Here is a 23,973-nt window from a genome sequence, read left to right as displayed (position 1 = left end):
CTTTCACGCGCCCGTCAGCTTCGCGAACTTGGCCTCGTAGGCCGTCTCTTCCTTGTCGGTCAGGGAGCGGAACGCCCGTGACTTCGCGGCCATGTCCCGGTCGGGGAGGATCAGCGGGTTCGCGGCGGCGTCGGCGTCGATCTTGGCGAGCTCGTCCTTGACGCCGTCGACCGGGCAGACGTAGTTGATGTACGCGGCGAGCTGCGCCGCCATGGCCGGCTGGTAGAAGTGGTCGATCAGCCGCTCGGCGTTGGTCTTGTGGCGGGCCCTGGCCGGCACCAGCAGGTTGTCGGTGGAGGTCAGGTAGCCGCTGTCCGGGACGACGAAGTCGATCTCGGGGCTGTCGGCCTTGAGCTGCACGACGTCGCCGGCCCAGGCGACGCAGGCGGCGAAGTCCCCGCTGGTGAGGTCGGCGGTGTAGTCGTTGCCGGTGAAGCGGCGGATCTGCCCCTTGTCGACGGCCTTCTGGAGACGGGCCACCGCCGCGTCGTAGTCGTCGTCGGTGAAGTCGCCGGGGTCCTTGCCCATGTCCAGCAGCGTCATGCCCATGGTGTCGCGCATCTCGGTGAGGAGGCCGACGCGTCCCTTGAGCTTCGGGTTGTCCAGCAGGTCCGACACCGACCGCACCTCGACGCCGTCCAGCGCCTTCTTGTTGTAGGCGATGACGGTGGAGATGCCGGTCCACGGATACGAGTAGGCGCGGCCGGGGTCCCAGTCCGGGGAGCGGAACTGGGCGGAGAGGTTGGCGTACGCGGTCGGCAGGTTGGAGGCGTCGAGCTTCTGCACCCAGCCGAGGCGGATCATGCGGGCGGCCAGCCAGTCGGTCACGCAGATCAGGTCGCGGCCGGTGTCCTGCCCGGCGGCCAGCTGCGGCTTGATCTTGGCGAAGAACTCGTTGTTGTCGTTGATGTCCTCGCTGTACCTGACCTTGACGCCGGTCCGCGCGGTGAACGCCTCCAGGGTGGGGTGGCGTTTCTCGCTCTCGTCGACGTCCATGTACTCGGTCCAGTTGGAGAAGCTGACGGTCTTCTCCTTCGCCGAGTGGTCGTCGGCGGCGGCCGCACCCTGGGTGCTCCCGGCCGGCGGGATGCCGCACGCGCTCAGCGCGCCGGCGCCTCCGGCCGCGAGCACGCCGCCCGCCGACGCGCGCAGCAGGGAGCGGCGGCTGAGGGCGGCCCTGCGGGCCGGGGGGAGGCGGTCGGGCTGGTACTGCTCCATGCGCGAGGTGCCCTTTCGGGATGCCCTTTCGGGTGGTGTCGACGGGAGGGAGGCGGTCCGCCGCCGGAGGGCGACGGCCTTGCGGCGTCCGGCCGCCCGGGGGGGTGGCGGCCGGGGGCGCCGCGACGTGGTCCGCGAGGACCGGCGGGGCCAGGCTGGGTGCCGATCCTGACAGAGCGGCGGGGCTCCAACAAGGGATTCCGTTGTTGCCATTTGATTAATCAACGGAATCTGTCGACCACGCGCGGGTCGTGCGGAAAACCCGGGGGCGCGTCGTCGGCACCGCGTGCGAGAGTGCGAGGGTGACGGACAGGCGAGCGAACCAGGTGCGCAGTCGTGAGGACCTGGCCCGGCTGATGAGCTCGGGGACCAGGGTCAAGTTCCTGCATTTCTGGGGCCACCGGCCGCAGAGCGACGGCGGCGTGGGCGCCGGCTGCCTGAGCCAGTGGTGGCCGTCCCCGTTCACCGTGGACGGCAGGCGGTACGGGACGGCCGAGCACTGGATGATGGCCGCCAAGGCCCGCCTGTTCGGCGACGCGGAGGCCGAGAACCGGATACTCGAGGCCGACGGCCCGGCCCGGGCGAAGAATATCGGACGAACGGTCCGCGACTTCGACGAGGCGGTGTGGGAGCGGGAGCGCTTCGGCATCGTCGTCGAGGGCAGCGTGCACAAGTTCGCCGCGCACCCGGAGCTGCGGGCGTTCCTGCTGGGCACGGGCGACCGCGTCCTGGTGGAGTCCAGCCCGCTCGACCGCGTCTGGGGCACGGGCCTGGCGGCGCGGGACGACGGGGCCTCGGACCCCGCCCGGTGGCGGGGGCTGAACCTTCTGGGCTTCGCCCTGATGGAGGCCCGGGAGCGGCTGGCGGGCTGAGGGGCGACCCGGCGGTGGGCGCGGCGGCCGGCACCGCGGTGCTTCGGTCCGGGGGCGGCGGGCACGGGGCCCGGAACGCTCGGCCTACGATGTCGTGACCCCCAGGAAGGACCCCCGCATGACCGACCAGCCCGCCGTCCCCCGCACCCTCGACGCCGGGGTTCCCCGCGACCTCCACGCCTTCGTCGCGGGTCTGCCCAAGGCCGAGCTGCACGTGCACCACGTCGGCTCGGCCTCCCCGCGGATCGTCGCGGAGCTGGCCGCCCGTCACCCGGACTCGAAGGTCCCCACGGATCCAGAGGCGCTGGCCGACTACTTCACGTTCACGGATTTCGCCCACTTCATCCAGGTGTACCTGTCGGTGGTCGACCTGGTCCGCACCCCGGAGGACGTCCGGCTGCTGACCTACGAGGTCGCCCGCGACATGGCCCGCCAGCAGGTGCGCTACGCCGAGCTGACCGTCACCCCGTACTCGTCGGTCCGCCGCGGCATGGACGAGAAGGCCTTCATGGAGGCCATAGAGGACGCCCGCAGGTCCGCGGAGGCCGACTTCGGCACCGTGCTGCGCTGGTGCTTCGACATCCCGGGCGAGGCCGGCCTGGAGTCCGCGGAGGAGACCGTGCGGCTCGCCACGGACGACGCGCTGCGCCCCGAGGGCCTGATCTCCTTCGGTCTGGGCGGCCCGGAGATAGGGGTGCCCCGGCCGCAGTTCAAGCCGTACTTCGACCGCGCCCGCGCGGCCGGGCTGCACTCCGTCCCGCACGCCGGCGAGACCACCGGGCCCGGGACCGTGTGGGACGCGCTGCGCGAGCTGGGCGCCGAGCGCATCGGTCACGGCACCAGCTCCGCCCAGGACCCGCGACTCCTCGAGCACCTGGCGGAGCACCGGATCGCGCTGGAGGTCTGCCCGACCTCCAACATCGCCACCCGTGCCGTGCGCACCCTGGACGAGCACCCGATCAGGGAGTTCGTGAAGGCCGGCGTGCTGGTCACGGTCAACTCCGACGACCCGCCGATGTTCGGCACCGACCTGAACAACGAGTACGCGGTCGCCGCCCGGCTGCTGGACCTCGACGAGCGGGGTCTGGCCGACCTGGCGAAGAACGCGGTGGAGGCGTCCTTCCTCGACGCGGCCGGCAAGGCCCGGATCGTCACCGAGATCGACGCGTACACGGCGGCATGGCTCGCCCCCTGACCGCGGTCGCCCACCGCGGCGACCCCTACCGGCACCGCGAGAACACCGTGGCCTCCCTGCGCTCCGCCGTCCGGCGGGGCGCGGACGCGGTGGAGGTGGACGTCCGTCTCACCCGTGACGGCGTCCCGGTGCTGCTGCACGACCGCACGCTGAAGCGGCTGTGGGGTCAGGACCTCCCCGTGGCCTCGCTCACCTCGGCGGACGTCCACGAGCTCACCGGCGGCGGCGTGCCCACACTGGCCGAGGCGCTGGAGGCCACGGCGGGCCACCGGCTGCTGCTGGACCTGCCGTACGACGCCGTGGGGACGCCGGCCGCCGTGCGGCGTGTGCTCGGGACCGTGTCGGAGGGCGGGGCGAGGGAGCGCGTGTACTGGTCGGGTGCGGCGGCGACGCTGCTGGCGGTGCGGTCCGCCGACCCGGCGGCCGAGCTCGCCCTGACCTGGACGACGGCCGCCCCGCCGCGCCCCGGTCTGCTGGCGGCCCTCCGGCCGCGGTGGCTCAACTACCGGTTCGGTCTGCTCTCCGGGGACCTGGTGCGGCGAGCGCACGCCGACGGTCACCTGGTCCAGGCGTGGACCGCGGACACCGGCCGCACCATGCGGCGGCTGATCGCGGCGGGCGTGGACGCGGTCACCACCAACCGGATCGACGTGCTGACGCGGCTGCGCGACGCGGGGGTCCGGGCGTCGGGCGGCGCGGGGGACGCGGGCGGAACGCGCGACGCGGGCGGCGCGGGCGAGGCCCCCTAGGGGTGGTCCCCGGCTGCGCCCGGGCGTGAAGTGCCCCTGGGCTGAGGGCAGTTACAGGGTCGCGCCCCTCCTCGGCGATGATCCGCCCCGGTGGCCGCCGCCCGCAGGATGACCGTGCCGGAAAGGCGCCCCGTCATCCCGAGGAGACCGCATGCCCCGCAGCACCGCCCGCTCCCCACGCACCAACGGCACCACCCGCACCGCCCGCCCGGCCTCTCCCGCCGCGGGCACGTCGCGTACCGCGCGCCGCACCCGCGGCACGGCCGTCACCGCCGTCGCCGCCGCGCTGGCCCTGGGGATCGGCGCCCTCGCGCTGCCGGCCGGCGCCGCGACGGCCGCCCCACGGCCGCCCGTCTCCTGCGTCACCCTCGCGGCCGGGCCCGACGCCGACGCCCTCTGCGAGGCGATCTCCGCGCTGCCCGACGACGAGGCGACCGCCGCCCAGATCCGCGTCGGCGGCCACGGCGCCTGGCTCGGCACGGCCGGCGTGCGCGACCTGGACACCGGCGCCCCCGCCCTGCGGCACGCCCGGTTCCGGGCCGGTTCCACCACCAAGATCGTCACCGCCTCGATGGTGCTCCAGCTCGCCGCCGAGGGCCGGATCGGCCTCGACCGGCCGGTGCAGCGCTACCTGCCGGGCCTCTTCCCCGACAGCTTCGCGCCGATGACCGTCCGCCAGCTGCTGAACCACACCAGCGGCCTGAAGCCCGGCGCCTCCTTCGGCGACACCACCGAGGACATGTGGGAGCACCGCTTCGAGACCATGACCCCGCGGGAGGTGGTCGCCGGGTCGATCGCGGCGGGCCCCGGCGCCACCCCCGGCACGGTGCAGCGCTACTCGAACATCCACTACGTCGTCCTCGGCCTGATGATCGAGAAGGTCACCGGCGACACGCTCGCCCACCAGGCCCAGGTCCGCGTCTTCCGTCCGCTGGGCATGCGCGACAGCTACTTCCCGGTGAACGGCGACCCGCGGATCCACGGACCGCACAACCGCGGCTACGAGAAGATCGGCGGCCGCCTCACGGACGTCACCGACTGGAACATGACGGACCGTTTCGCGGCCGGCGACCTGATCTCCTCCACCGCCGACCTGGAGACCCTGCTGGTCTCCCTCTTCCGCGGCAAGGTCGTCCCCAGGCCCTACCTGGACCAGATGTTCGAGGTGCCGGAGGTCAAGGACTACGACACGGGCGAGGACGCGACCATCGGCCTGGGTCTGGAGCGTTTCGTGAACCCCGCCGGCCTGGAGATCTGGGGCAAGACGGGCTCCCGCCCCGGCTACCACACGGTGATCGCGGCCACCCGGGACCTGTCCCGCACCGTGGTCTACTCGGTCAACTCCACCGACGCCCGGGGCGACGGCAACGCCATCGCCCAGCGGTTCGCCTTCCCCGCCTTCAACCGCTGACCGCGCCCGCCCCGGCCGCCGGCCCCGCAGCCGCGGCGTCGGCCCGGGCGGCCGGGGCGGCCTCGGCACTCTTGACCGCCTCGGCGGCCTCGGCGGTCAGTGCCTCGAGTCGCTTGATCCGCCGGCGCAGGACGAGCAGCGGGATCACCCCGAAGACGCCGAAGGAGATGTCGATCAGCGTCCAGAAGACCGGGATGCCGCGGATCGGCCCGCAGATCAGCGCCAGCGGGACGACGCCGGCGCAGGCGATCATCCCGAACTCGATCACCCAGATGTTGCGCACCGGGTCCCGGTAGGGCCCCCAGAAGGCCACCGCGATCACCAGGTGGGCGAACGCCAGCCAGTCCGTGCCGTACAGCAGGAACGGGTACGAGGCGTCCGCCTCGTCCAGCCCCCGGCGTACCCGGGTGATCCACTCCATCAGACCGTCGGGCGTCGGCAGCGCCTCCAGCACCTCCTGCGTCCAGCGCAGTTCGTGCACCAGCGGGAAGGCGGTGGCGCCGCTCAGCACCAGGCACACCACGAGGAACAGCAACCAGCACCGAATGCCCCTCAGCAGGGCGGCTCCGTCATCCACACCGAGCAGCGTACGCCATCTTTGAACGCGTTCAAATACGGTTTCGGCCGTCCCTGCGGGCACGTGCCGTGCGCGCACACGCGAACGGGGCCCCGGGCGGTTCGATCACCGCCCGGGGCCCCGTCGTCGTCGCGGGGTACGCCGCTGCCGTCAGCCCTCCAGCGAGGTCATCACGTGCTTGATGCGCGTGTAGTCCTCGAAGCCGTAGCCGGAAAGGTCCTTGCCGTAGCCGGACTTCTTGAACCCGCCGTGCGGCATCTCGGCGACCAGCGGGATGTGGGTGTTGATCCACACGCAGCCGAAGTCCATCGACCGGGACATCCGCATCGCGCGGGCGTGGTCGCGGGTCCACACCGAGGAGGCCAGGGCGTAGTCGACGCCGTTGGCGTACTCCAGCGCCTGCGCCTCGTCGGCGAAGGACTGGACGGTGATGACCGGGCCGAAGACCTCGTTCTGGATGATCTCGTCGTCCTGCCGCAGGCCGGAGACGACGGTCGGGGCGTAGAAGTAGCCCTTGTCGCCGACCCCGTGGCCGCCGGCCTCGACCTTGGCGTGCGCCGGGAGGCGGTCGATGAAACCGGCGACCTGGGCGAGCTGGTTGGCGTTGTTCAGCGGCCCGTAGAGCACGTCCTCGTCGTCCGGCTGCCCGGTCTTCGTGCCGGCCGCCGTCTTGGCGAGGGCGGAGACGAACTCGTCGTGCACCGACTCGTGGACCAGCACACGGGTGGCGGCGGTGCAGTCCTGTCCGGCGTTGAAGTAGCCGGCCTCGGCGATGGCGGAGACGGCCTTCTCGATGTCCACGTCCTCGAAGACGACGACCGGCGCCTTGCCGCCGAGCTCGAGGTGGACCCGCTTGAGGTCCTTGGCGGCGGAGCCCGCGACCTGCGTGCCTGCGCGCACCGAGCCGGTGATGGAGGCCATCGCCGGGGTCCGGTGCTCGACCATCATGCGCCCGGTCTCGCGGTCGCCGCAGACGACGTTGAAGACGCCCTTGGGCAGGATGCCGCCGAGGATCTCGGCGAGCAGCACGGTCGACTCCGGCGTGGTGTCCGACGGCTTGAGGACCACCGTGTTGCCCGCGGCGATCGCCGGGGCGAACTTCCAGACGGCCATCATCATCGGGTAGTTCCACGGCGCGACCTGCGCGCAGACGCCGACCGGCTCGCGGCGGACGATGGAGGTCAGGCCCTCCATGTACTCGCCGGCCGAACGACCCTCGAGCATCCGCGCGGCGCCCGCGAAGAAGCGGATCTGGTCCACCATCGGCGGGATCTCCTCGCTGCGGGTGAGACCGACCGGCTTGCCGGTGTTCCTCACCTCGGCCGCGATGAGTTCCTCGGCCCGCTCCTCCACCGCGTCGGCGATCTTCAGGAGGGCCTTCTGACGCTCGGCGGGCGTGGTGTCGCGCCAGGCCGGGAAGGCCGCGGCGGCCGCGGACATGGCCGCGTCGACGTCGGACTGCGCGGACAGCGGGGCGGTGGCGTAGGGCTCGCCCGTCGTCGGGTCGATCACCTCGGTGGTGCGCCCGTCGGCGGCGTCCCGGAACTCACCGTCGATGTAGTTGCGCAGACGACGCAGTTCGGTGGTCACTGCCGGCCTCCTGATCGATGCGGGTGTCCCGCTCACGCGGAACGTCTCGTTGCTTGAGACGCCCACCCTAGTCCGGAACCGCACGTTTCCGACACCCCCGACCACGCCACATCTGCGAAATCCGCAGTAAATCGACTCCTGAACGACGAATTTCATCGGTCGACTCTTGCCGAACGATCGATCCGTCGTGCAGAGTGGCACCGTGGCCAGTCGAAACGCAGACCCGAGCGGCGGCACCCCGCACCTGGATTCCGTCTCCCTCGCGATCATCGAGCAGCTCCAGGAGGACGGCCGGCGCCCGTACGCGGCGATCGGCAAGGCGGTCGGCCTGTCCGAGGCGGCGGTGCGCCAGCGCGTGCAGAAGCTGCTGGACCAGGGCGTGATGCAGATCGTCGCGGTGACCGACCCGCTCACCGTGGGCTTCCGCAGGCAGGCCATGGTCGGCGTCCACGTCGAGGGCGACGTGGAGGCGGTGGCCGACGCCATCGCCGCCATGGACGAGGCGGAGTACGTGGTGATGACGGCGGGGCGGTTCGACCTGATCGTGGAGGTCGTCTGCGAGGACGACGATCACATGCTGGAAGTGATCAACCGGCGTGTTCGCGCCGTCCCCGGGGTGCGCTCCACCGAGAGTTTCGTCTATCTCAAGCTGAAGAAGCAGACCTACATGTGGGGAACGCGATAGCCGTGAACAGCCAGGACAGCCAGGCTTTCAGCAGCAGCAAGGACCGCGGCAGGGCCGCCTACGACCACCTGTGGATGCACTTCACCCGCATGTCGTCGTACGAGAACGCCCCCGTCCCGACGATCGTGCGGGGCGAAGGCGTCCACATCTTCGACGACAACGGCAAGCGGTACCTGGACGGCCTGGCCGGTCTCTTCGTGGTCCAGGCGGGCCACGGCCGGGCGGTGCTCGCCGAGACGGCCGCCGCGCAGGCGCGTGAGCTGGCGTTCTTCCCCGTGTGGTCCTACGCCCACCCCCAGGCCGTCGACCTCGCCGAGCGGCTCGCGCACCACGCCCCGGGCGACCTGAACAAGGTCTTCTTCACCACCGGCGGCGGCGAGGCGGTGGAGACCGCTTGGAAGCTGGCCAAGCAGTACTTCAAGCTGACCGGCAAGCCCACCAAGCACAAGGTGATCTCCCGCGCCACGGCCTACCACGGCACCCCCCAGGGCGCCCTCTCGATCACCGGCCTGCCCGCTCTGAAGGCCCCGTTCGAGCCGCTGGTGCCGGGCGCGCACAAGGTGCCCAACACCAACCTCTACCGGGCCCCGCTCCACGGCGACGACCCGGAGGCGTTCGGCCGCTGGGCCGCCGACCAGATCGAGCAGCAGATCCTCTTCGAGGGCCCCGACACGGTCGCCGCGGTCTTCCTCGAGCCGGTGCAGAACGCCGGCGGCTGCTTCCCGCCGCCGCCCGGCTACTTCCAGCGGGTCCGGGAGATCTGCGACACCTACGACGTGCTGCTCGTCTCCGACGAGGTCATCTGCGCGTTCGGCCGCCTGGGCACCATGTTCGGCTGCGAGAAGTTCGGCTACCAGCCGGACATGATCACCTGCGCCAAGGGGATGACCTCGGGCTACTCCCCGATAGGGGCCTGCATCGTCTCGGACCGGCTCGCCGAGCCGTTCTACCAGGGCGGCAACGTCTTCCTGCACGGCTACACCTTCGGCGGCCACCCGGTCTCCGCGGCCGTCGCGATGGCCAACCTCGACATCTTCGAGCAGGAGAAGCTCAACCAGCACGTGCTGGACAACGAGGGCGCCTTCCTCGGCACCCTGGAGAAGCTGCGCGACCTGCCGATCGTGGGCGACGTGCGGGGCAACGGCTTCTTCTACGGCATCGAGCTGGTCAAGGACAAGGACACCAAGGAGACCTTCGACGCGGAGGAGACCGAGCGGGTGCTCTACGGGTTCGTCTCGAAGAAGCTCTTCGAGAACGGCCTGTACTGCCGGGCCGACGACCGCGGCGACCCGGTGATCCAGCTGGCCCCGCCGCTCATCTCCGACCAGGGCACCTTCGACGAGATCGAGCAGATCCTCCGCGCCACCCTGACGGAGGCGTGGACCAAGCTCTGATCCTGATCAGATCGCTTGTCGCCCGGATCCGCCGCGCGCCACTCTGTCCCTCCCGACGGGGCGTTCCCGCTGGGAGAGACAGGGGGCGGACATGAGGCGTGCGGTCACCGCGGTGGCGGTCGTGGCGGCGTGGGCGGTACTGGCGGGCTGCGGGGGCGGAGGCGGGGAAGCCGGCGCCTCGGTGGCCACGCCCCCGAAGCCGTCGGCGCCTTCGAGCACTGCGGCCTCCGCGTCGCCCGTCCCACCATCCTTCGACCCGGAGGCGTACTGGGCCGAGGTGGCGTCGGGCCTGGCCGCCGGGGACCGCCCTGCGGAGGGTCCCGCGCAGGTCCGTCATTCCACGGGCAAGGGGGGCAACGTCACCTTCGTCTGGGAGACCGGTGACGGGCGCGTCTGCTGGGCCATGCAGCAGAGCCCGGGCGCGATCACGGCCTGCCTCAACGACCCGTTGCCCATCGGCAGCAAGCCCCGCGTCCAGGAGCTCTACCAGACCGGTGGCGTCTACGGCGACTTCATCCTCTTTCTGGCCGACCGCGAGAAGGTCACCTCACTGTCCTGCGGGACCCGCGACCTGGCCTTCGGCGAGGGAGAGACCCTGTCGGACGGCCGCCGCACCGTGTACGCCGTGCACGTGCCCGACTCGCAGCCCGATACCCCGGAGGGGGACGTCTCGGGGAAGGTGACCGTCGAGGTCGAGCGGAGTTCGGGGCCGGCGACAGAGTACCTGCACCTGGGGGACCGGGACGACGCGTCGGCGGAGCGGTTCGAGCAGAGCACCAAGTGCGACTGACGGTCGACCTCACCCCTCTCGGGCAGATGAGCTGACCGTGTGACAAGACGGCGAGGCTGCGGGGCCGGACGGGTGAGACACGGAGCCCCAGAGCCCCGGCCTCGCACGGCCGCCGCCCGGTTCTACCTAGCGTGCCCAGTGACCGATCGGGGCTGTCTTCGTTCCCCCGGACGAGGGAACGGACAGCAATCGCACGCGATCTGAACCGAGGTGACGCCCGTGGAGGCCCCGCCGGACAACGACGTGCTCTGGGCACGAGCCCTGCACTTCACGCATCGCGACCGCACGCCCGGGCTGAACGGCGTTTCTCTGGGCGTCCGGGACGGCGAGATCCTCGCCGTGGGAGGCCCGCGCGGCAGCGGCAAGACGACTCTGCTGCGCTGCCTGTCGGGCATGCTGTCGCCCACCAAGGGGGAGGTCTGGTTCAACAGCACCCCCGTGCACACCATGGGCCCGCTGAGCCGCGAACGGCTGCGCCGGGAGCGGTTCGCCTGGGTCGACCCGGAGCCGGGACTCGTCCCGGAGCTGAACGTCTGGGAGAACGCCGCCCTGCCGCTGATGCTGCGCGGCCTGGGCCGCCGCAAGGCCAGGGAGCGCGCCGTCGACTGGCTGGAGCGCCTGGACGTCGGTGCGTTCGCCCGCAAGAACCCGCTGGAGCTCAACCAGGCGCAGCGTCAGCGGGTGGCCATCGCCCGCGCTCTCGCCCCCTCCCCCACCGTGCTGTTCGCCGACGAGCCGACCGCGCCGCTGCACCGCGCCGACCGGGTGCACGTGCTGCGCACCCTGATGACCGCGGCCCGCTCGCACGACATCACCGTCGTCCTGGCCACCGGCGACCTCGAGGCGGCCGCCCTGGCCGACCGGGTCGTCCACCTTCTCGACGGACGCCGTGTCAGCAACGCGCAGCTGCCCCCGGCTGCCGGCACGGAGGGGCGCGCCTCGTGCTCGCTCTCCGTCTAGGCCGCCGTTCCGGCGCCGCCGTCCAGCTCCGCCGGCTGATGGTCGCGGCGGCGTCCGGCGGCACCGGGTTCCTGCTGCTGTCCTCCCTCGCCCATGCCCTGGCCCATCCGGAGGCCCCGGGCGACGCCTCCGTCCGGCTGGCCTGGTGCGCCGCGCCGCTGGCCGCCACCGTGTACCTGGCGGTGGCGGTGGCCCGCACCGACCCGGGGACCCGGCCGCGACCGGGGCTGTCGGCCATCGGTCTGGGGCCGGGCCGCCTGATGGCCGTCTCCGTGGTGACGACGGCGCTGAGCTGCCTGCTCGGCTCGGCGCTGGGGCTGCTGTTCTTCCTGCACCTGCGCGGCGATCTCACCGGCATGCCGTTCGACGGCGGGGCGGCCGCCCTCCTCTCGGCCGGCCCTCCGCTCCCGCTGCCGGCCACGCTCACGCTGCTCGCCCTGGTCCCGCTGATCGCCTCCGTGGCGACCGCGTCGGCGCTGCGGCCGCGGGAGGCGGGCGGGCTGCGTGCCTCGGCCCGCCGCCGGATGCCCGACGCCCGGCGGGGGAAGCCGCGGGCGGACTCGTCTCCCTCCGGCTCCCCGGCCCCCGCAGCGTCGCCGTCCCCTGCCTCGGTCCTCGACGGCGAGGCCGCGGCCACGGGCGGCGTCACGGCGGTCGCCGTGGCAGCGGACCAGGACGAGGACGCGCCGGTCCCCGCTCCGGTGACCGACGTGCCGGCTCCGCTGACCGCCGCTCCCGACGGGCTGCCCTGGGGCGTGGCGATCCTGGTGGCCGGCCTCGGCGTCGCCACCTATGCCAACCGCACCGGTGTCGCCCTCTCCCCCGACCTGGCCACGGTGCCCGGGGGCCTGCTGGCCGGCTGGGCGCTGGCCGCGCTGGGCCTGGCACTGATCGGTCCCGGCCTCACCCACCTGTGCGGACGGCTGCTGCAGGCCGCCCGCCCGGGCGCGGTCCGCCTCCTCGCGGGGCGGGTGCTGATGGCCGAGGCCTCCCGGGTGGGGCGTCCGCTGGGCGTGGTCGCGGCGGTCGCCGCCCTGGCCTACGCGCTGATCCTGCGCTACGGCCTCGGCGGTGCGGTCCTCGGCCCGCTGGGGGCGCTGGGCGCGGTGCTGGTGGCGGGCTGCACGGCGGCGACCCTGGCCGCGGCCGCGATCGAGGTCCGTCAGATCCGGGCGGACACCATGCTCGCGCTGCTGAGGGTGGGCGCCCCGGCCACCACGCTGCGGGCCTGCGCCGCGCTGCGCGGGGGCGTCCTGCTCGCCGTCTTCGGTCCGCTCACCGTGGCGGTGGCCGAACTGGCCTCGCTCACTCCGGGGAGCTGACCCGGCAGCGGAACCGATCCGTCGCCGATGAATCCGCCGGAAACGGATCCGTCGGAAAGGGATCCGTCCGAAAGGGATCCGAAAGGGCGCCGAACTCCCGATGAGTTCGGCGCCCTTCCACGGTCTCCCCTACAACCGCACACCGTGTCGAGGAAGGCGTTCCCATGTACCAGCAGATGATCTTCGTGAACCTGCCCGTCGGAGACATCGAGGCGTCGAAGAAGTTCTTCTCGCAGCTCGGCTACTCCATCAACCCGCAGTTCTCCGACGAGACGACCGCCTCCGTGGTCGTCGCCGACAGCATCGTCGTGATGCTGCTGGCGCACGAGAAGTACCAGCAGTTCACCGACAAGGAGATCGCCGACGCCAGGAAGACCAGCGAGGTGATGATCGCCCTGAGCGCGGAGAGCCGCCAGAAGGTCGACGAGCTGGTGGAGCGGGCGCTCTCGCTGGGCGCCACCGAACCGCGCGCCCCGCAGGACCTGGGTTTCATGTACGGCCGGGCCTTCGACGACCTGGACGGTCACACCTTCGAGGTCGTCTGGATGGACCCGGCGGCCGTTGAGGGCTGATCGGTCCGGCGCCTGCCCGGAGCGGTCAGGCCCACCGCGTGCGGGACAGCCAGAGGTCCAGCAGCGCGCGGTCGCCGAGCACCTCGAGCGACCCGGCGTCGGGCGCCGTCCGCCGCTGGAAGGCCAGCATCACCTCGGTCAGCGGTCCGCGCAGCGCCACGTCGGCCCTGCCGTGCCGCCGGCTCCACCGGACGCTCTCGTCGGCGAGCTCGACCAGCCACTCGGCGTCGAGCCCGGCGGGGGCGTCGGTGGCGTGCAGGTGGAGGGTGCGGCCGCCGAGGCGCAGGGCGACGCCGTCCGCGTCGTCAGGGTCCCGCTGGGCGAACCGGACGATCCCCAGCCACTCCTCGATGGTGTCGGCGGCCACCTCGGGCGCCACCTCGTAGGGCTGCCCGGCGGCGAAGGCGGCGTCGGCCCGGTGGACGGCCAGTTCGTTGCTCATCCGGCGGGCCCAGAAGCCGGCCGTCCGCTCCTCGTACCAGGACCAGACCGGCGTGTCCGGGGCCGCACCGGACAGAGCCTCGACGAGCAGCCGCCCGGACTCCGCCAGCCACGCGTCGAGCGCGGCCGCGTCGCCGCGCGCCTCGGGCCCGTCGAACCCGGGGACCTCCTCGTCGGGGAGGTCCGCGGTGGCCCTCCGGGCGACCAGCAGCGCGGCCCACCGCAGCGCCCCGCCGACGTGCCGGACCAGGTCCTCCAGCGTCCAGTCGGGGCAGGTCGGCACCCCGGCGGCCAGGTCCGCGCCCGGGACCACCACCGACCTCAACTGCTCCACCTGGCGGCCGACGTTCGCGATGTGGTCCTCGTGCGAGAGAGTGATCATCCCCGCACCCTAGGCTCCACGGTTCAGCCGAGCACCACGGTTTCGCGGGTGTCGAAGGAGACCGCGACCCTCTCCCCCTGCGCGGGGGCGTCCCGCAGCGGGCACACCGCCTCCAGTTCCGGCGCGTCCCCGTCCGGGCGCAGCCGCAGCGCGACCTGCGCGCCCTGGAAGGTGCGGGCGGTCACCGTGTACCCGGCCTCCGCGCCCAGCGGCGTCACCCGGACGCCCAACGGCCGTACCAGCACGGTCCGTTCGCCCTGCGCTGAGCCCTCCGGGACGGGCACCCGGCCCCAGGGAGTCTCGGCGACCGTCCCGGAGACGCTCGCCCCGGTGACGTTCTCGAAGCCGAGGAAGCGGGCCACGAAGGCGTCCGCGGGGCGCTGCCAGACCTCCAGCGGCGTGCCGGTCTGGGCGACGCGGCCGTCCCGCATCACCACGACCCGGTCGGCGAGCGCGAAGGCCTCGCCCTGGTCGTGCGTGACGGCCAGCACGGTCGTGCCCAACCGGCCGAAGAGCTCGCGGAGTTCGACCACCAGACGCTCGCGCAGGGTGCGGTCGAGCTGACCCAGCGGCTCGTCGAGCATCAGCAGCCGGGGGCTGGGAGCCAGCGCGCGGGCGAGGGCGACGCGCTGCTGCTCGCCGCCGGAGAGCGTGCCGACGCCGCGCCCGCCCGCCCCGGGGAGCCCGACCAGCTCCAGCAACTCCCGTACTCTCTGCTCCTGTTCCTCGCGCCCCGCACCGCGCATGCGCAGACCGAAGGCGACGTTGCCGGCCACGTCGCGCTGCGGGAAGAGCTGGTGGTCCTGGAACATCAGGCCCACTCCGCGCCGGTGCGCGGGCACCCGCACCTGGTCGCGGCCGTCCAGCAGCACCCGTCCGGCGTCCACCTGCTGCAGGCCCGCGACGGCCCGCAGCAGCGTCGACTTGCCGCTGCCGCTGGGGCCGAGCACGCAGACGATCTCGTGCTCGGCGACCGCCAGGTCCACCGCGTCAAGGGCGGCGTGTCCGCCGAACCGGACCGTCGTGCCCTCCAGGCTGAGCAGCATCGTCAGAACTCTCCCGTCCGGTCGCCCCGCAGCCGCTCCAGCACCAGCAGGGCCGCCGCGCACACCACCATCAAGATCACCGAAAGGGCCATGGCCTGGCCGTAGTTGAGGTCGCCGGGCCGCCCGATGAGCTTGGCGACGGCGACCGGCAGGGTCGGGTTGTCGGGCCGGGCGATGAACACCGTCGCCCCGAACTCGCCGAGGGAGACCGCGAAGGCGAACCCGGCGGCGATCAGCAGCGCCCGGCGCACCATCGGCAGGTCCACCTCACGCCACACCCGCCACGGCGAGGCGCCGAGCACCGCGGCCGCCTCCCGCAGACGGTGGTCGACGGCGCGCAGCACCGGCAGCATGGTCCGCACCACGAACGGCACGCCGACCAGCGCCTGCGCCAGCGGGACCAGGATCCAGGTGGCGCGCAGGTCCAGCGGCGGCTCGTCCAGGGCGATCAGGAAGCCGAAGCCCACGGTCACCGCGGAGACGCCCAGCGGCAGCATCAGCAGCGCGTCGAACCCGCGCACCCACCGGCCGGCGTCCCGCCGGGCGAGGGCGGCGGCCGCGAGTCCGCCGATCACCACCGCGATCGCCGTGGCGGCCACCGCGTACTCGAGCGAGTTCCCCACCGCCTCGATCGGCGGGACGAGGAAGGCGCCGCCGTCCTCCTCGGTGAGCCGCCGGTAGTAGCCGAGCCCGGCCGCGAAGGACCGCTGCACCAGCACCGCCGGAGGCAGCACGATCAGCACCGCGGTCACCACCAGCACCCCGGCCAGCAACAGCCGCTGACCGGCGCCGCGCGGCGGACGCGCGGTGGTGGAGGGGTCGACCAGCCGCAGGGTGGCCTCCCGCCGCCGCACCGTCCAGGCGTGCACGGCGAGGACCCCTCCCACCGCGGCGAACTGCACCAGGCTGAGCACCGCGGCCGTGGACAGGTCGAGCAGGGCGGCGGTGCGGCGGTAGATCTCCGTCTCCAGCGTGGAGACCCCGGGACCGCCGAGGACCTGCACGATGCCGAAGGAGGTGAAGGTGAACAGGAAGATCATCAGTGCCGCCGCGGCGACGGCCGGCCCCAGCGCGGGCAGGGTCACCGTCCGCCAGGCGGCGAAGCGCGAGGCCCCCAGCATCCGGGCGGCCTCCTCCTGCCCCGGGTCGAGCTGCGCCCACAGGCCGCCGACCGTGCGCACCACCACCGCGAAGTTCACGAACACGTGCGCGAGGAGGATGGCCCACACCGTGCCGTCGAGCCGGACGCCCCACCAGGTGTCGAAGAGCCCGCCGCGCCCGACGACCGCGAGGAACGCGGCGCCGGCCACCACGGTCGGCAGCACGAACGGCACGGTGACGACCGCCCGCAGCACCTCCCGCCCGGGGAACCGCAGCCGGGCGAACACGTACGCGGCGGGCAGCGCCACCACCAGGGTGAGCGCAGTGGAGGCCAGGGCCTGCCAGAGCGTGAACCAGAGGACCTCCCGGACCTCCGGCCGCCCCAGCACGCCCGCGGCCTCCCCGAGCTGCCAGCCCCCGTCCTCGCCGCGCAGTCCGCGCAGGACGATGGCGACGACGGGGTAGGCGAAGAAGACCGCGAAGAACGCGACCGGCACGGCCATCAGGCCGAGCCGCGCCGCGTCGCTCCGCAGCCTTCCCGGGGCGCCGGTGCGGGTGGTCACCGCAGGACGAGCGACGACCACTGGTCGACCCACTGGTCACGGTTGCCGGCGATCTTGCCGGGCTCCATCGTCTTCGGGTCCTCGATCTTCACGCCGTGCTCGGTGAAGACCTCCGGCAGCGCGGCGTCCTCGCGGACCGGGTTGACGAACATGTTCAGCGGCAGGTCCTCCTGGAACCGCTTGGAGGCCAGGAAGTCCAGCAGCGCCTTGCCGCCCTCGGGGTTCGCCGCGTTCTTCAGCAGGCCCGCGTACTCGACCTGCCGGAAGCAGGTCCCGGTGGCGACCCCGGTCGGGGCCTCCTTCGGCTGCGGGTCCGCGTAGACGACCTCGACCGGCGGGGACGAGGCGTAGGAGACGACCAGCGGACGCTCCCCGCCCGCCTGCTTGCCGCCGGCGGACCCCGAGAACTCTTCGTTGTACGCCTGCTCCCAGCCGCTGACCACCTTCAGGCCGTTGGCCTTCAGCTTCTTCCAGTAGTCCTGCCAGCCCTTGTCGCCGTACTCGGCGGCGGTGCCCAGCAGGAAGCCGAGACCGGGCGAGGAGGTGCTCGCGTCCTCGGTGACCAGCAGGTTCTTGTACGCCGGCTTCACCAGGTCGTCGAAGCTCTTCGGCGGCTGGAGGCCCTTCTTCTCGAAGTACGCCTTGTCGTAGTTGACGCAGACGTCGCCGGTGGTGACGGGGGTGGCCTTGTTCCCCTCGACGCGGAACTCCTCGCCGAGCTTCGCCGACTCCTTCACCTCGTACGGGTCGAAGATCTCGTTGCCGAGGGCGCGGGAGAGGAGCGTGTTGTCCACGCCGAACAGGACGTCGCCCTGCGGGTGGTCCTTGGTCAGCACGGCCTTGTTCAGGGCCTGCCCGGCGTCGCCGTCCTCCAGGACCTTGACCTTGAAGCCGCTCTCCTTCTCGAAGGCGGCGATCACGTCCTTCGACGCGGCCCAGGAGTCGTGGCTGACCAGCGTGACGGTCTTCTTCCCGGCCGGCTCCTGCGCGTCGCCGTCCCCGGAGCCCCCGGAGCCGCACGCGGAAAGGGCGAGCGCGAGCACGGCCACCGTCGCGGCGGCCGACTCCTTCTTGACGTGCCTCTTGATGTACTTCGTGACGTGCACGGATTTCCTCCTGGCTGACCAGGAAGAGACGCCGCCCTGCCCGGGGACCACGCGGGTCCCCGGGCAGGGCGCAACAGCTCGAGTCGACCGAACTCCCTACCCAGAATGACCTGGGCGAGGTTCAGAGGGTCTGCGGTCGGTACCGCACTCTCAGCGCTGCAGCGCTCCCCTGTCGGATAATCGCTATTCGGATGTGTGACGTGGCCAGATTACCGCTCGGTGGCGGCCAGCTGACCACAGGCCCCGTCGATCTCCTGCCCGCGGGTGTCGCGGACCGTCACCGGCACGCCGTGCGCGGCGATCGCCTCGACGAACGCCTTCTCGTCCTCGGGCCGCGAGGCGGTCCACTTGGAGCCCGGCGTCGGGTTCAGCGGGATGAGGTTGACGTGCGCGGGCTTGCCCTTGAGCAGCCGGCCCAGCCGGTCGCCGCGCCATGCCTGGTCGTTGATGTCGCGGATCAGCGCGTACTCGATGGACAGGCGGCGCCCCGACTTCGCGGCGTACTCCCAGCCCGCGTCCAGCACCTCCCGCACCTTCCAGCGCGTGTTCACCGGGACCAGCGTGTCGCGCAGGTCGTCGTCCGGGGCGTGCAGCGAGATCGCCAGGCGGCACTTGAAGCCCTCGTCGGAGAACCGGTTGATCGCGGGCACCAGGCCGACCGTCGACACGGTGATGCCGCGCTGCGACAGCCCGAGACCGTCGGGCTCCGGGTCCGTGAGGCGGCGGATCGCCCCGGTCACCCGGTTGTAGTTGGCGAGCGGCTCACCCATACCCATGAACACGATGTTGCTCAGCCGCGCCGGGCCACCGGGGATCTCCCCGTCACGCAGCGCGCGCATGCCGTCCACGATCTGGTGGACGATCTCCGCCGTGGACAGGTTCCGGTCCAGCCCGGCCTGGCCGGTGGCGCAGAACGGGCAGTTCATCCCGCAGCCGGCCTGGGAGCTGATGCACATGGTCACCCGGTCCGGGTACCGCATCAGCACCGACTCGACGAGCGTGCCGTCGAACATCTTCCACAGCGTCTTGCGGGTGGTGCCCTCGTCCGTGGACAGGTGCCGCAGCGGGGTCATCAGCTCGGGAAGCAGCGCCTCCTGGAGCTTCGCCCGCGAGCCGGCGGGGATGTCCGTCCACTGCTCCGGGTCGTGCGCGTACCGCGCGAAGTAGTGCGTCGAGAGCTGCTTGGCGCGAAACGGCTTCTCGCCGATCGCGGCCACCGCTTCCTTGCGCTCGGCGGGCGTGAGGTCGGCGAGGTGCCGCGGCGGCTTCTTGGCTCCGCGCGGGGCGACGAAAGTGAGTTCTCCGGGCTTAGGCATGGCTGTACCAGTGTCGCAGATCCAATGGGGTGACCTGGGGCTGTGAGGCGAGACGCCTGTCGTTGGTGGTCGTCACACGTCATCGCTGGGTCCCTTCGGACGGCCCACAGACGGCCCCGCAAAGGATGCCTGACCTCGAACAGCAGAGGACGCGTAGAGGACTCACACGCAGGCATCCCGACTCCAGCGCGCGCCACACGACCGGCAGGACGGCGACGGTCCGGAAGGACTTCGACATCGCCCAACTGCGAAGACCCGGAACGGCAACTCTTGCCGAGAGCCTAAGCAAGCCTGCTAGCCGTATCATCAGTGACCAGGCTGACGGGGGGAGGCAATAGATGCGCAAGTTCGTTAAGGCGATGGCGCTAACACGGACACTGTCGACCGCAAAAGATCTACTGATTCGAAATCAGGAATACTCGGAAATTCCCGATGTTGCCGCTTACGCCGACATCGAACATCAGTGGAATCGGGGCTACAGGGAGACTCTGGAAGTCGCCATAGCAGACGGAGATTGCACTCCGCGACATACCGAGATAGTCGACTATCCAAAGAACGCCATTTCATTCCGCCCGTTGGCTCGATTCTCTGCTAGAGATCGGCTCATTTATGATGCGCTCATATTCTCGGCAGCCGCGAGCATTGACAGACAGATCCGAAAGCCCGTATACAGCTACCGCTGGGACCACAGGATCGGGAGGCCGAAATTCTGGTACCAGCCTTGGAAGCAAATGCAGGCGAAGGCGCGGATCACCCTCCGGTCGGACAACTGGCTTCGCATGGCGACACTGGACGTTTCGTCGTTCTATGAACACATCGACGTCACTATTCTTGCAGACGATCTAGCCTGTCTATCAAGATCGGCCGATCACTCCAAGAACCTCAACAGGTTCTTGGATAGCTTTCAGCGGATTAACCACGCCTGGGGCTTGCCTCAAGGCTCGGACGCCTCGGGGATCTTGGCGAATCTCTATCTCGCTCCAGTCGACGAGTACCTAACTAAAAGCGACTTCAAGTACCTTAGGTACTCCGATGACGTTATGGTTTTCCACCGGGACTGGACCGAGCTTCGGGACGTATTGAGCGAGGTTAACAGAATTCTGAGGGCCCGCAGGTTGTCAATGTCTGCACAAAAGACCGCGATACTGGAACCTGAGGAGGCCTTCAAACGAATCCACGACGTGCGCAAGGCTTCACTTTCGGCGGCCTGCGACATTGGCATCCCCGGGGCATACATAGAGGTACGTCAGTACTTCGACGAGATAACCAAGCAGGAGTCATCAGACACCCGAAGCCTTCGCTTCGTGATCAACCGACTGGCAAGACTTCGCGACGAATATGCCGTTAGCTGGTGTCTCGACAACCTGCCATTCATCGCCCACATAGCCAAGGAAGTATTCTCATACCTCGCCCTCTTCAAGAACCGCGTAGAAGAAATACAGAGAAAACTAGTCAACTTCATGCGGTCAGGAGCAAGCAAGAGCTACCCATACCTTGAACAGAGAATCCTCCGATATTTTTTGACTATGAACCTGAACGACCTTCAAATGAAAGAATCTGCATGGCTGATTCTGGAAGACAGAAATCGAGAGGACTTCCCTCGCGAGTTCGCCAGCCGATACCTTGGTCGCGCAGCTTCCGTTTCGGAGGCCCAGCTTTTGCGGCACAAGTTCGAGGAAGAGCCAAGCATCACCATGCGCAGAGCCCTCTTGATGTCCCTCTACGAGTCACGGAACCTATCCTCACGGTATCTGAATGACGTGGAGGAGTATCTTCCCCAGCTCAAATGGGTGTGCAAGTATCTGCGCGCCGAGCCGCCTCAAATACCAGTCTCTTAGAAAGGTGCCGAGATGGCGCTGACCGATGCCCAGCACGACTCCCTTAAAGAGCAGCTAGATTCACTGCACGGAAGCTGCCTTTACAGCGCTCAGGCATACTTCGAAGCCGCGAAACGAGCCGAGCTATGGGGCCGACTCATGGTGTTTCTGCCAGCCTGCTTGTCCGCAGTATCTGGATTCATGACTTCCATTGGACCAAAGCCTTTTTGGGGCGCCATGGCTGCGGTGGCAGGCAGCGTAGCCGCGACAGCGTCTTTCCTTGGCACAACGAAGAAGGCCACAGATTTTCTGAACTCAGCTCGCTCCTACACCATTTTGCGCCACAAAGTAAAGCTTGAACTTCGATTCCTATCCGCTGATCCAAGCATCAGCTTTCAGGATGCCCGGGGTCGGGTAGAGCAGTTGAACAACGAGTACACACAGATAGTCGCCGGTGATGCTCCCGTTCCCAACAGATCGTTCAATGTAGCTAGCAATAGAATTGAGCAGGGCATGGCCTCCTAGTTGCATTTCGCTGCCGGATTTCACCTCACTTGCATTCCAACACGTCGCGCGTCGGGGCTCGGGCACTGCGTCCGAGCCCCGTTGCATTGGTCGCACGGTACCGGTGAAGCTGCGATGACCCAGTCGCGCCGGCGGGCTGACCACCCGGGAGAGCGGGGCTCTACGCGCACCTACGTCGGGCGTCCCGTCGGTGCGCACTACGGGCGGGCCGTCACCGAGGTCACCCGACCCGATGAAGAGGGCGTCTACGTTCGGGGGCAGTCGCGCATGTTTGCCGTAGTTACTGTAATTCGTTGCTGTCCTACGCCCGCCCCCGTATGCTTGAGATCCGCTTACTTCAAGATCCACACCAACATTCATACGTAGATCGTGCTTGGAGCGAAGAGCCACAGCGGGCTCACCTGGTTAGCCATGCCGTCTACGCCTTCAAGAGAGGCGTAGTTCCGCATGCCCGAAAACGAAATCGCAGCCGCACTCATCGCTCTGAGTCTGGTGATCTTCCTGATCTTCGGAGTCCTGGCTCTCCTGCGCTGCAACCGCAAGGACATCACCGAAGTCCTTCGCATCCTCCTGCGCCGAAAGTAGCGCGCCCGCGGGCTGTCGGGGACGACCCCGACAGCCCGCACATTTCCACGCGGTCGGCGGAGCGGCTTTGGGCTGGAGCTGCTTTGGGGCGAGTGATCATGGCCCCGTAAGCTGATGGCGAGTCGGGCAGTCAGTGGACCTGCCCGTAAAGCACGACGTTGGGGCCATGATCTTCGAGGCTCGCCCCAAAGCGGCTGCCTAAAGCCGTGGAGCCGACCGCCCCAGCCACAGAGGGGTTCTCCCCCTTCATGCCCGCAGCCGCCGAGCGCGCCGCCGAGCGCGGCCAGCCGGGGCGAAGACAGGAGGCAGGCCGCGCCGCAGAGGCGGCGCGCGCCCGCGCCGTGCGCGGGCCTTGATGAAGTAGAGAAAGTCTTACCGCGCTTGGCTCAGGCGCTTGCCGTCATGGCTCCGAACGTGGGGCCCGTTGCCGTCCAGCGCATCGAGTAGCCGCACTGCGTAGACCTCGGACATGCGCTCGGCCACTTCCGCCGGCGTGAGCCAGTCGACAGCGGTCGACTCCGCGGATGTCCGCTCGAACCCTCCCGACGGCTTGCACCGGAACACCAAGGCGACGATGCCGCGCGTCGTGTTCTTGTAGACCCCCGTGAGCTCGTTGACCTCAACGCGGATGCCGGTCTCTTCCCGGACTTCCCGGACTACCCCGTCTTCCGGGGACTCGGAGAGCTCCAGCACGCCACCCGGGAGTTCCCACGTTCCGTTGTCCGCCCGGCGGATCGCCAGTAGCCGTCCGTCCTCGCGCACCACAACTCCCGCCACGGACACAGAATGCAGTGGCGTTGACTGGGTCTCTCGGACGCTGTTACTCATGTACAGGAGCATAGGAGAGTGAGAAGGACTATGGGAACAGCCGTAGGAGGTGGGAGGGCCGTACCGAGGTACGTCCAGATCGCCGAGGAGATCGTCCAGCAGATCCGCGCTGGGGTGCTCAAGCCCGGCGACCTGGTGCCGAGTGAATCCGAGTTGGTCGAGCGCTACGGCGTGGCCGGCGGCACCATCCGCAAGGCGATGGTCGAAGTCCGGGCGAGCGGACTAGTGGAGACCCGGCATGGCAAGGGCTCGATCGTGAAGGACCGACCGCCCGTGCGGCTCCGCTCCTCCGACCGCTTCCGCGCCTCACACCGCCGAGAAGGCAAGGCGGCCTACCTCGCCGAGTCGGCCCGGTCCGGCGCGACCGCCAAGGTGAGCGTCCTCTACATCGGCCCTATGGAGGCCCCGGAGGAGATCGCGGAACGCCTCGACGTCCCCGTCGGCACTCAGGTCCTCGCACGCCGACGCCTCTACTTCCGCAACGGCGTCCCCGTCGAGACCGCCACCTCCTACCTCCCTTGGGACGTGGTCAAGGACATTCCCGAACTGTTCTCCGAGAATCCCGGTCCGGGCGGCATCTACGCCCGCCTGGAGGACGACGGCCACGTCTTCACGGAGTTCGTGGAGACGCTCCAGGCTCGGCCGGCGGCCAAGGCGGAAGCCTCCGAACTCGCTCTCAGCCCTGGCGCCCCGGTCATCCACCTGCTGCGGAACGCCGTCACCGAAGCCGGTCGCGTGGTCGAGGTGTGCGACACCCTCATGGCCGCTGACCAGTTCATCTTCGAGTACCGCATCCCCGCCACCGACTGACGCCACCTGAACTCTCCACAGCCCGCCGGGACTTCTTCGTCTCGGCGGGTTGACTCATGTATAGGAGTCGTGCACTCTTCATATCGTCACTCCTATACATGAGTGACGGAGTCGAACA

The 23,973-nt window shown here is 70.1% G+C and carries 23 protein-coding genes; 14 read left to right on the top strand and 9 right to left on the bottom strand.

Annotation, left to right across the window (positions count from 1 at the left end):
• Positions 1-3: 3 nt before the first annotated feature.
• Positions 4-1,218 carry an ABC transporter substrate-binding protein gene (locus ABT026_RS24110; RefSeq protein WP_351117220.1) on the bottom strand — a complete coding sequence of 405 codons (1,215 nt, stop codon included), beginning with the start codon at positions 1,216-1,218 and terminating at the stop codon, positions 4-6.
• A gap of 356 nt (positions 1,219-1,574) precedes the next feature.
• On the opposite strand from ABT026_RS24110, the gene ybiA reads away from it, so the two are divergent.
• The 4 genes from ybiA to ABT026_RS24090 all read left to right on the top strand — a co-directional run bounded on the left by ybiA (position 1,575) and on the right by ABT026_RS24090 (position 5,445).
• Positions 1,575-2,090 carry a riboflavin biosynthesis intermediates N-glycosidase gene (ybiA, locus tag ABT026_RS24105; protein WP_351117277.1) on the top strand — a complete coding sequence of 172 codons (516 nt, stop codon included), beginning with the start codon at positions 1,575-1,577 and terminating at the stop codon, positions 2,088-2,090.
• Positions 2,091-2,208: 118 nt separating this feature from the next.
• Complete coding sequence (locus ABT026_RS24100; protein WP_351117219.1) at positions 2,209-3,285, top strand: adenosine deaminase; 1,077 nt, start codon at positions 2,209-2,211, stop codon at positions 3,283-3,285.
• Positions 3,270-4,034, top strand: a complete 765-nt coding sequence (locus ABT026_RS24095) for a glycerophosphodiester phosphodiesterase (protein ID WP_351117218.1) — start codon at positions 3,270-3,272, stop codon at positions 4,032-4,034. The genes ABT026_RS24100 and ABT026_RS24095 overlap by 16 nt, the downstream gene beginning before the upstream one ends.
• A 151-nt stretch (positions 4,035-4,185) precedes the next feature.
• Positions 4,186-5,445: a serine hydrolase domain-containing protein gene (locus ABT026_RS24090; RefSeq protein ID WP_351117217.1), complete on the top strand. Its 1,260-nt coding sequence runs from the start codon at positions 4,186-4,188 to the stop codon at positions 5,443-5,445.
• On the opposite strand, the gene ABT026_RS24085 is transcribed toward ABT026_RS24090, so the two are convergent.
• Together ABT026_RS24085 and ABT026_RS24080 are read right to left on the bottom strand one after the other, a co-directional pair.
• Positions 5,435-6,022 (bottom strand): hypothetical protein, encoded by a 588-nt coding sequence (locus ABT026_RS24085; RefSeq protein ID WP_351117216.1) that lies wholly within the window; start codon positions 6,020-6,022, stop codon positions 5,435-5,437. The genes ABT026_RS24090 and ABT026_RS24085 overlap by 11 nt on opposite strands.
• A gap of 150 nt (positions 6,023-6,172) precedes the next feature.
• Positions 6,173-7,612, bottom strand: coding sequence for a gamma-aminobutyraldehyde dehydrogenase (locus ABT026_RS24080; RefSeq protein WP_351117215.1), 1,440 nt, complete (start codon positions 7,610-7,612; stop codon positions 6,173-6,175).
• 187 nt (positions 7,613-7,799) lie between these two features.
• On the opposite strand from ABT026_RS24080, the gene ABT026_RS24075 reads away from it, so the two are divergent.
• From ABT026_RS24075 to ABT026_RS24050, 6 genes are all read left to right on the top strand, one after another.
• Positions 7,800-8,297 (top strand): Lrp/AsnC family transcriptional regulator, encoded by a 498-nt coding sequence (locus ABT026_RS24075; RefSeq protein ID WP_351117214.1) that lies wholly within the window; start codon positions 7,800-7,802, stop codon positions 8,295-8,297.
• A gap of 2 nt (positions 8,298-8,299) precedes the next feature.
• Positions 8,300-9,691 (top strand): aspartate aminotransferase family protein, encoded by a 1,392-nt coding sequence (locus ABT026_RS24070; protein WP_351117213.1) that lies wholly within the window; start codon positions 8,300-8,302, stop codon positions 9,689-9,691.
• A 91-nt stretch (positions 9,692-9,782) separates the two neighbouring features.
• The gene (locus tag ABT026_RS24065; RefSeq protein WP_351117212.1) at positions 9,783-10,481 is read left to right on the top strand and encodes a hypothetical protein; all 699 of its coding nucleotides are present in this window, start codon (positions 9,783-9,785) and stop codon (positions 10,479-10,481) included.
• 219 nt (positions 10,482-10,700) lie between these two features.
• On the top strand, positions 10,701-11,441 hold the full coding sequence (locus tag ABT026_RS24060) for an ABC transporter ATP-binding protein (RefSeq protein WP_351117211.1): 741 nt from the start codon (positions 10,701-10,703) through the stop codon (positions 11,439-11,441).
• On the top strand, positions 11,423-12,763 hold the full coding sequence (locus ABT026_RS24055) for a hypothetical protein (protein ID WP_351117210.1): 1,341 nt from the start codon (positions 11,423-11,425) through the stop codon (positions 12,761-12,763). The genes ABT026_RS24060 and ABT026_RS24055 overlap by 19 nt, the downstream gene beginning before the upstream one ends.
• 164 nt (positions 12,764-12,927) lie before the next feature.
• Positions 12,928-13,335 (top strand): VOC family protein, encoded by a 408-nt coding sequence (locus ABT026_RS24050; RefSeq protein ID WP_351117209.1) that lies wholly within the window; start codon positions 12,928-12,930, stop codon positions 13,333-13,335.
• Positions 13,336-13,360: 25 nt separating this feature from the next.
• On the opposite strand, the gene ABT026_RS24045 is transcribed toward ABT026_RS24050, so the two are convergent.
• From ABT026_RS24045 to rlmN, 5 genes are all read right to left on the bottom strand, one after another.
• Entirely contained in the window at positions 13,361-14,158 is a 798-nt protein-coding gene (locus tag ABT026_RS24045; RefSeq protein ID WP_351117208.1) for a maleylpyruvate isomerase family mycothiol-dependent enzyme, read from the bottom strand.
• 23 nt (positions 14,159-14,181) lie between these two features.
• Positions 14,182-15,204 carry an ABC transporter ATP-binding protein gene (locus ABT026_RS24040; protein WP_351117207.1) on the bottom strand — a complete coding sequence of 341 codons (1,023 nt, stop codon included), beginning with the start codon at positions 15,202-15,204 and terminating at the stop codon, positions 14,182-14,184.
• A gap of 2 nt (positions 15,205-15,206) precedes the next feature.
• A complete protein-coding gene (locus ABT026_RS24035; protein WP_351117276.1) occupies positions 15,207-16,808 on the bottom strand; it encodes an ABC transporter permease in 1,602 nt (533 codons plus the stop codon).
• 56 nt (positions 16,809-16,864) lie between these two features.
• A complete protein-coding gene (locus ABT026_RS24030; protein ID WP_502968049.1) occupies positions 16,865-17,956 on the bottom strand; it encodes a thiamine ABC transporter substrate-binding protein in 1,092 nt (363 codons plus the stop codon).
• Between the two features lie 227 nt (positions 17,957-18,183).
• Positions 18,184-19,290 (bottom strand): dual-specificity RNA methyltransferase RlmN, encoded by a 1,107-nt coding sequence (rlmN, locus tag ABT026_RS24025; RefSeq protein WP_351117206.1) that lies wholly within the window; start codon positions 19,288-19,290, stop codon positions 18,184-18,186.
• 338 nt (positions 19,291-19,628) lie between these two features.
• On the opposite strand from rlmN, the gene ABT026_RS24020 reads away from it, so the two are divergent.
• The 3 genes from ABT026_RS24020 (at position 19,629) to ABT026_RS24010 (ending at position 22,217) form a co-directional block, all read left to right on the top strand.
• Positions 19,629-21,128 (top strand): RNA-directed DNA polymerase, encoded by a 1,500-nt coding sequence (locus tag ABT026_RS24020; RefSeq protein ID WP_351117205.1) that lies wholly within the window; start codon positions 19,629-19,631, stop codon positions 21,126-21,128.
• Between the two features lie 12 nt (positions 21,129-21,140).
• Positions 21,141-21,632: a hypothetical protein gene (locus tag ABT026_RS24015; protein WP_351117204.1), complete on the top strand. Its 492-nt coding sequence runs from the start codon at positions 21,141-21,143 to the stop codon at positions 21,630-21,632.
• Between the two features lie 447 nt (positions 21,633-22,079).
• On the top strand, positions 22,080-22,217 hold the full coding sequence (locus tag ABT026_RS24010) for a hypothetical protein (RefSeq protein ID WP_351117203.1): 138 nt from the start codon (positions 22,080-22,082) through the stop codon (positions 22,215-22,217).
• 372 nt (positions 22,218-22,589) lie between these two features.
• Here the strand turns inward: ABT026_RS24010 and ABT026_RS24005 are convergent, their stop codons facing one another.
• Positions 22,590-23,057 (bottom strand): NUDIX hydrolase, encoded by a 468-nt coding sequence (locus ABT026_RS24005; RefSeq protein WP_351117202.1) that lies wholly within the window; start codon positions 23,055-23,057, stop codon positions 22,590-22,592.
• Between the two features lie 18 nt (positions 23,058-23,075).
• On the opposite strand from ABT026_RS24005, the gene ABT026_RS24000 reads away from it, so the two are divergent.
• Positions 23,076-23,855, top strand: a complete 780-nt coding sequence (locus ABT026_RS24000; RefSeq protein WP_351117201.1) for a GntR family transcriptional regulator — start codon at positions 23,076-23,078, stop codon at positions 23,853-23,855.
• The last annotated feature ends 118 nt before the right edge of the window (positions 23,856-23,973 follow it).

Source organism: Streptomyces sp. NPDC002734 (genome assembly GCF_040295685.1).
Classification (GTDB): Bacteria; Actinomycetota; Actinomycetes; order Streptomycetales; family Streptomycetaceae; genus Streptomyces.
This window is presented reverse-complemented; position numbering and strand designations above follow the sequence as displayed.

Excerpts from the sequence above, each read along its gene's own strand:
- ABT026_RS24000 (WP_351117201.1), top strand. The coding sequence starts at position 23,076 with ATGGGAACAGCCGTAGGAGGTGGGAGGGCCGTACCGAGGTACGTCCAG.
- ABT026_RS24020 (WP_351117205.1), top strand. The coding sequence starts at position 19,629 with ATGCGCAAGTTCGTTAAGGCGATGGCGCTAACACGGACACTGTCGACC.
- ABT026_RS24015 (WP_351117204.1), top strand. The coding sequence starts at position 21,141 with ATGGCGCTGACCGATGCCCAGCACGACTCCCTTAAAGAGCAGCTAGAT.
- ABT026_RS24005 (WP_351117202.1), bottom strand. The coding sequence starts at position 23,057 with ATGCTCCTGTACATGAGTAACAGCGTCCGAGAGACCCAGTCAACGCCA.
- ABT026_RS24010 (WP_351117203.1), top strand. The coding sequence starts at position 22,080 with ATGCCCGAAAACGAAATCGCAGCCGCACTCATCGCTCTGAGTCTGGTG.
- ABT026_RS24050 (WP_351117209.1), top strand. The coding sequence starts at position 12,928 with ATGTACCAGCAGATGATCTTCGTGAACCTGCCCGTCGGAGACATCGAG.
- ABT026_RS24040 (WP_351117207.1), bottom strand. The coding sequence starts at position 15,204 with ATGCTGCTCAGCCTGGAGGGCACGACGGTCCGGTTCGGCGGACACGCC.
- ABT026_RS24090 (WP_351117217.1), top strand. The coding sequence starts at position 4,186 with ATGCCCCGCAGCACCGCCCGCTCCCCACGCACCAACGGCACCACCCGC.
- ABT026_RS24095 (WP_351117218.1), top strand. The coding sequence starts at position 3,270 with ATGGCTCGCCCCCTGACCGCGGTCGCCCACCGCGGCGACCCCTACCGG.
- ABT026_RS24045 (WP_351117208.1), bottom strand. The coding sequence starts at position 14,158 with ATGATCACTCTCTCGCACGAGGACCACATCGCGAACGTCGGCCGCCAG.
- ABT026_RS24100 (WP_351117219.1), top strand. The coding sequence starts at position 2,209 with ATGACCGACCAGCCCGCCGTCCCCCGCACCCTCGACGCCGGGGTTCCC.
- rlmN (WP_351117206.1), bottom strand. The coding sequence starts at position 19,290 with ATGCCTAAGCCCGGAGAACTCACTTTCGTCGCCCCGCGCGGAGCCAAG.
- ABT026_RS24110 (WP_351117220.1), bottom strand. The coding sequence starts at position 1,218 with ATGGAGCAGTACCAGCCCGACCGCCTCCCCCCGGCCCGCAGGGCCGCC.
- ABT026_RS24035 (WP_351117276.1), bottom strand. The coding sequence starts at position 16,808 with ATGGCCGTGCCGGTCGCGTTCTTCGCGGTCTTCTTCGCCTACCCCGTC.
- ABT026_RS24065 (WP_351117212.1), top strand. The coding sequence starts at position 9,783 with ATGAGGCGTGCGGTCACCGCGGTGGCGGTCGTGGCGGCGTGGGCGGTA.
- ybiA (WP_351117277.1), top strand. The coding sequence starts at position 1,575 with ATGAGCTCGGGGACCAGGGTCAAGTTCCTGCATTTCTGGGGCCACCGG.